General features: G+C 74.1%; 5 protein-coding genes. 4 read left to right on the top strand and 1 reads right to left on the bottom strand.

The annotated features are described in order from the left end of the window. A partial coding sequence (locus tag ACFW1A_RS38015; RefSeq protein WP_380417798.1) for an MFS transporter occupies positions 1–1,332 on the bottom strand: 1,332 nt, incomplete at its 3' end. A 159-nt stretch (positions 1,333–1,491) separates the two neighbouring features. Between ACFW1A_RS38015 and ACFW1A_RS38010 the strand changes: the two genes are divergently transcribed. The 4 genes from ACFW1A_RS38010 (at position 1,492) to ACFW1A_RS37995 (ending at position 5,401) form a co-directional block, all read left to right on the top strand. Beyond that, positions 1,492–2,151 (top strand): TetR/AcrR family transcriptional regulator, encoded by a 660-nt coding sequence (locus ACFW1A_RS38010; RefSeq protein WP_380417796.1) that lies wholly within the window; start codon positions 1,492–1,494, stop codon positions 2,149–2,151. A gap of 361 nt (positions 2,152–2,512) precedes the next feature. Beyond that, positions 2,513–4,087 (top strand): hypothetical protein, encoded by a 1,575-nt coding sequence (locus tag ACFW1A_RS38005; RefSeq protein WP_380417794.1) that lies wholly within the window; start codon positions 2,513–2,515, stop codon positions 4,085–4,087. Positions 4,088–4,197: 110 nt separating this feature from the next. Next, positions 4,198–4,734: an NUDIX hydrolase family protein gene (locus ACFW1A_RS38000; protein ID WP_380417792.1), complete on the top strand. Its 537-nt coding sequence runs from the start codon at positions 4,198–4,200 to the stop codon at positions 4,732–4,734. A gap of 163 nt (positions 4,735–4,897) precedes the next feature. After that, entirely contained in the window at positions 4,898–5,401 is a 504-nt protein-coding gene (locus ACFW1A_RS37995; protein ID WP_380417790.1) for a hypothetical protein, read from the top strand. Positions 5,402–5,446: the final 45 nt, after the last annotated feature.

The raw sequence follows: 5,446 nt of genomic DNA, 5'->3' as shown, positions 1-5,446 counted from the left end.
CGGGACGGCCGCCGCGAACGCGTCGCCGACCCGGTGCTGGAAGAGTGCGCCGAAGCCTGCGATCCCGATCGCGATGCCGACCTGCTGGAACGTCTCCCCCATCCCGGCGGCCATGCCGGCCCGGGCCGGCTCCGCGACGCCGATCGAGACCGAGGCGCGCGGCGGGTTGAACATGCCCATCCCGATGCCGGTGAGCACCATGCTCGGCAGCATCGCGGTCCAGCCGCTGTGCACGTCGACCAGCCGGATCGCCAGCAGGCCGCCCGCCATGAACGCCGCCGCCGCACCGACCAGCAGCCGCGGCGGGACCGCCACCGTCAGGCTGCCGGTGACCGCCGCGACGACGAACAGCACCAGCGTCAGCGGCAGGAAGCGCAGGCCGGCCTGCCACGGCGTGGCACCGAGCACGTTCTGGACGTACGAGACCTCCAGGAAGATCGAGGCCATGCCGGCCGCGTTGGCGAGCAGCGTGGCTGCCGAGATCCCGTTGAAGGTGCGGTTGCGGAAGAGCGAGAGGTCGAGCATCGCCGCCGCGCCCAGCCGCCGCTCGACCAGGACGAACACCGCGAGCAGCAGGGCCGCGGCGGCGAACAGCGCGAGGATCACCGGGCTGGTCCAGCCCTGCGCCTCGCCGCGCAGGAAGCCGAGCACCAGTGCGCCGAGCGCCACCGAGAACAGGGTCAGTCCGAGCCAGTCGATCCGGTGCGCGGCGGGCTCGCGCGACTCCCGGATCCGCAGCGTGCTCAGCACGATCGCGACGACCCCGATCGGGACGTTGACCAGGAAGATCCAGCGCCAGCCGACCCCGCTGGTCAGCCCGCCCCCGATCAGCGGGCCGAAGGCGATGGCCAGCCCCGAGACGCCGCCGAAGACCCCGAACGCCTTGGCCCGGTCCTTGCCCCGGAACTCGTGGCCGAGCAGCGCCGGCCCCACGGCGAACAGCACGGCCGCGCCGGCGCCCTGCACCCCGCGGGCGAGGTTCAGCGCGAGGACGTCGGTCGCCGCGCCGCAGGCCAGCGAGGCCGCGGTGAAGACCGCGAACCCGGCGACGAAGACCCGCTTGCGGCCGAGCCGGTCGGCGAGCGAGCCACCGGTGAGCAGGAACGCGGCGAGGGTGAGTGCGTAGGCGTCCAGCACCCACTGCAGCCCGGAGAAGTCGGCGTGCAGGGAATTGCGCAGGTCGGGCAGCGCGACGTTCACCACGGTGAGGTCGAGCATGAGCATGAAGGTCGCGATCGAGACGATCGCGAGCGTCCAGCCGCGGCCGGGTGCGCGGGCCGCGGGCTCGGCGGCGCCGGCCGGCGCACTGACGGCATCGATGGTGGCAGACATGGGTGTCCCCCTGGGAGTGGGCGTGGGCGGATGGGCACGGGCACGGGCAGTCGTCCGGGCACGGCGGAGCCGGCAGAAACGCGAGTCTTTGCTCGCATACCCCGCTCCGGAGATTACGAGTGATTGCTCGCATTCGTCAACGCACCTACCATCAGCAGGGTGAGCACCGAGAACCCCCCGACCGAGCAGCCCTCACCCGCCGGGACCGCCGAGCGCCCGAAGCGGCGTCAGGCCCGTGGCGAGCGCCGGATCGCGCTGCTCCTGGACGCGGCGGGGCAGGTCTTCGCCGAGGCGGGCTACGCGGCCACCACCACCAACGCCATCGCCGCCCGGGCCGGCGTCTCACCGGGCTCGCTCTACCAGTACTTCCCGAACAAGGACGCCATCGCCGCGGCGCTGGCCGAGCACTACGCCGACCGACTGGACGAGCTGCTGGCGCCGTTCGGCGTGGTGGACCCGGCCGCGGTCACCCTGGAGCAGGCACTGACGGCCTCGCTCGGCCCGATCGTCGACTTCCACCGCGCCAACCCGGCCTGCCTGTCCCTGTTCATCGGCCCCAACGCGCCGGGCCACATGATGGACCTGCAGGCGCCGCTGATGGCCCGCACGCACGCCCGGATCCAGGCCCTGCTCACGCTCTACGCCCCGGACCTGCCGGCCGGGCGGCTGCAGGTGGCCGCGGCGGTGACGCTGGCCGCCTACAAGGGCGTGCTGCCCCTCCTGGTGGAGGCACCGCCGGAGCGGGCCCCGGAGCTCACCGAGCAGTTGAAGCTGCTGCTGCTCGGCTACTTCGACCGCCTGCTCGGCATCCGGGCCTGAAGCGCTCGGCCGGCTCGGCCGCCGACCGGACCGGACCGCCACGCCGTCCGGACGCTGCCACCGCGGTGGCCGGACGCTGCTGCCGCGGTGGCCGCCGGGCCAACCGCGAGGCCGAGCCAAGTTGCCTATACATGAAGACTCTTGATGCCCGAGTCGGCGCCGCTCCCGCCCTGTTCCGAACAGAGTCGCACACGCTACCCTGACTGACGGGTAACCAAGCACCCGCGCACCGCCCCGAACCACCGCGCCGCATCGTCACGCTGAGACGGGAGTCTCACAACTCGTGCTGGCAGCAGCCTGGTTCGGGCTGCACCGCCCCGTGCCACGCTCCCTTCACCCTCGATCGAAGGCGACTCTCCACGTGTCCATGCGTACCCTCGCGCTGCCCGCACTCGCCGCCTCCACCCTGCTGGCCTTCTGCGGCTGCGACCTGCCTTCGGCGGCCGCCAGCACGCCGACCGCCGCCCGGGCCGGCGAATCCCCGCAGCTCAGCCCGGGTCAGCACCGCCCGTACCCCGCGGAGCCGGCCACCGCGCAGCAGGCAGCCGCCACTGACGGATCGTCCACTCCCAGCGCCACGGCGACATTTGTGCACACGCCGTCCGCGGCACCCAGCAGCGCGCCGCCCCGCACCACCGCCGCGCACCCCATCGCCGTCCCCACCGCCAACTCCGCCGCGCACCCCGCCACCACCGTCGCGCCGCCCGCCACGGGCCCGGCCAGGGCCACCCTCGCCAGCCCGACGGGCACCGGCACCGCCGCCCCGGCCGGTGCTCCCGCGCTGACCCTCAGCTCCTACGACGCCGCCGCCGGCCGGGCCGTTTTGACCGCCACCGGCGCCGGCGCCGCGGGCAGCGCCGACACCGCCGCCGTCCGCCCGGGCCAGCTGATCGACAGCCCGCCGACGCCGGCCGCCCCGCACGGCGCACTGGTCGCCGTCACCGGCGTGCAGCAGCAGGGCGGCGGCAAGGTCGCCGTCACCACCCGTCCGGCCACCCTCCCCGAGCTGCTCGGCGGGACCGACGCCGGGGTGCGGGCCCCGGTCGCCCCGGCGTCGATCTCGGTGCAGCCGCAGATCGGCGACCTGAAGGTGGCCTACGACGTCACCGGCATCACCAGCGCCAACGGCTCCGCGTCCGGCAGCCTCGGCCTGACCGCCAACGCCACCGTGCCGCTCCCGAACGGCGCCTCCGCCACGCTGGCCGGCTCCGTCGAGCTCGACCCCGAGGTGGACTTCAGCTACCAGGGCGGGGCCGGCATCCTCGCCCCGCAGCAGGCCCGGGTCGGCTTCACGCTCGGCGCGCACGCCGACTGGCACGTCAGCGCCGGGCTGACCGCGACCGGCACCCCGATCAAGATCCCGATCGCCAAGCTGAGCGCGAGCCCCGTGGTGATGGTCGGCGTGCTGCCCGTGGTGATCAACCTGGACCTCACGCTCTCCGCCGACATCGCCGCCGACGGCACCGTCACGGTCGACGCCGAGCAGAGCTACGACGGCAGTTGGGGCGTGCACTCGGACTACGCCCAGGGCGCCGGCTGGACCACCAGCACCGACCCGAGCAGCTCCGCCGTCTCCCCGCTCAAGCTCGACCTGGCCGGCAGTGCCTCGGTCAGGACCGGCCTGGCGGCCGAGGCCTCGGTCGCCCTCTACGACGCCGTCGGCGTCAAGGCCTCGATCGAGCCCTACCTGCGCACCGCGGTGAACGGCTCGGTGGTGCTGGACGGCACCGGCTCGGGGCCCGCCGTCAACGGCTCGGTCAGCCTCTTCGGCGGCCTCGACATCAACGGCGAACTCTTCGCCCGGATCGCCCTCCTGGGCACCACGCTGGCCGAGCAGGACCTGCCGTTCCTGGCCTACCACCAGGAGTGGCCGATCAAGACCTGGAGCACCGCCGCCGCACCGGCCGCCCTGCCCGGAGCCACCGCGAAGGCCTGACGCACCGACGACCTGACGGTCCGCCGGACCCGGCGGACCGTCAGTTTCGATCTCGCGCAATGATCGACGCGGCTACCGCACTCGGCCCGACCAGCCGATACGATCACCCAATGGCCGACACCACGGAAACCACGCCCGGCTGGCTCGCTCCCGAGGAGCTGGAGACCACCCGGGCCAGGATGCCGATCCTCTACGTCGAAGCGATCCCGGTGCGGGTGGACGACGCGGGTGAGGTCACCCAGATCGGCCTGCTGCTGCGGATCGGGCCGGACGGCACGGTGAGCCGGACCCTGGTGGCCGGCCGGGTGCTGTACCACGAGCGGATTCGCGACGCGCTGCTGCGCCACCTGGAGAAGGACCTCGGCCCGGTGGCGCTGCCCCGGATCCCGACCTCGCTGCAGCCGTTCACCGTCGCGGAGTACTTCCCGACCCTGGGCGTCACCGAGTTCCACGACCCCCGCCAGCACGCCGTGTCGCTGGCGTACGTGATCCCGGTGGCCGGCGACTGCCGGCCGCGCCAGGACGCGCTGGACCTGGTCTGGTTCAGCCCCGAGGAGGCCGCCTCCGACCTGGTGCAGAACGAGATGCCCGGCGGACAGGGAGCGCTGCTCAAGCGGGCCCTGGCCCACATCGGTCGCCTGGGCTGACGCGGCGTCAGGACGGGCGGGTTCTCCTCGCGTTCACGCAGGACCCCTTGTCGCGGCGGCGCCGGGGCCGCTAGCTTGCGGGCTGCACAGTCACGGCCCCACCGCACGTGCTCCACGCCTCATCGGCGCCTTCCCCGCCCGTTCGCCGCGCAAGGAGACACCCATGGCCCGTGCCCGTCTGCTCACCGCCTGCGCCTCGCTCGCCGGCCTGCTGCTCGCCGCCGGTGCGGTGGCGCAGCCCGCCGCCGCGACGACGCCCGTCCAGGACCCGATCCCGGTCCGGCCCGATCTGGCCTTCCAGGGGCTGGTGAACGGCAAGTCCACCGCCGCCGCCATCCAGATGGCCTGCTTCGGCCCGGTCACGCCGGGCCAGACCGGCCACCCGCTGGCCGGGCAGTACGTCGAGGCCGACACCGTGGTGCCGACCACGACCGCGGCCGGCTACACCGGCAGCGCCGGCACCAGCATCGTGGTGAGCATCGCCGGCTCGGCGACCGGCAGCGTGCAGCTGGTCGGCGTGCTGGACAACTTCTTCGTCAAGCTGGCGATCCCGACCAGCCTCACGCTGCCCTGCGGGGGCACCACCGAGGTGCGCTTCTCCCCCGCGCCGAGCAGCCCGACCGCGCGCGACTCGGTGGTCGCGGCCGCGCTGGTGGGCCAGCCCTGATCCGACGGTGGCCCGGCCCGGGGGCGCGCCCGCGCGCGCCCGGGC

The sequence above is a fragment of the Kitasatospora sp. NPDC058965 genome (assembly GCF_042741245.1).
Lineage (GTDB): Bacteria > Actinomycetota > Actinomycetes > Streptomycetales > Streptomycetaceae > Kitasatospora.
The sequence above is the reverse complement of the archived record's forward strand: the minus strand, read 5'-3'. Positions and strand labels throughout refer to the sequence as shown.

Bases quoted from the DNA above. Each gene is read 5' to 3' on its own strand.
- ACFW1A_RS38000 (WP_380417792.1), top strand. From the start codon at position 4,198: ATGGCCGACACCACGGAAACCACGCCCGGCTGGCTCGCTCCCGAGGAG.
- ACFW1A_RS37995 (WP_380417790.1), top strand. From the start codon at position 4,898: ATGGCCCGTGCCCGTCTGCTCACCGCCTGCGCCTCGCTCGCCGGCCTG.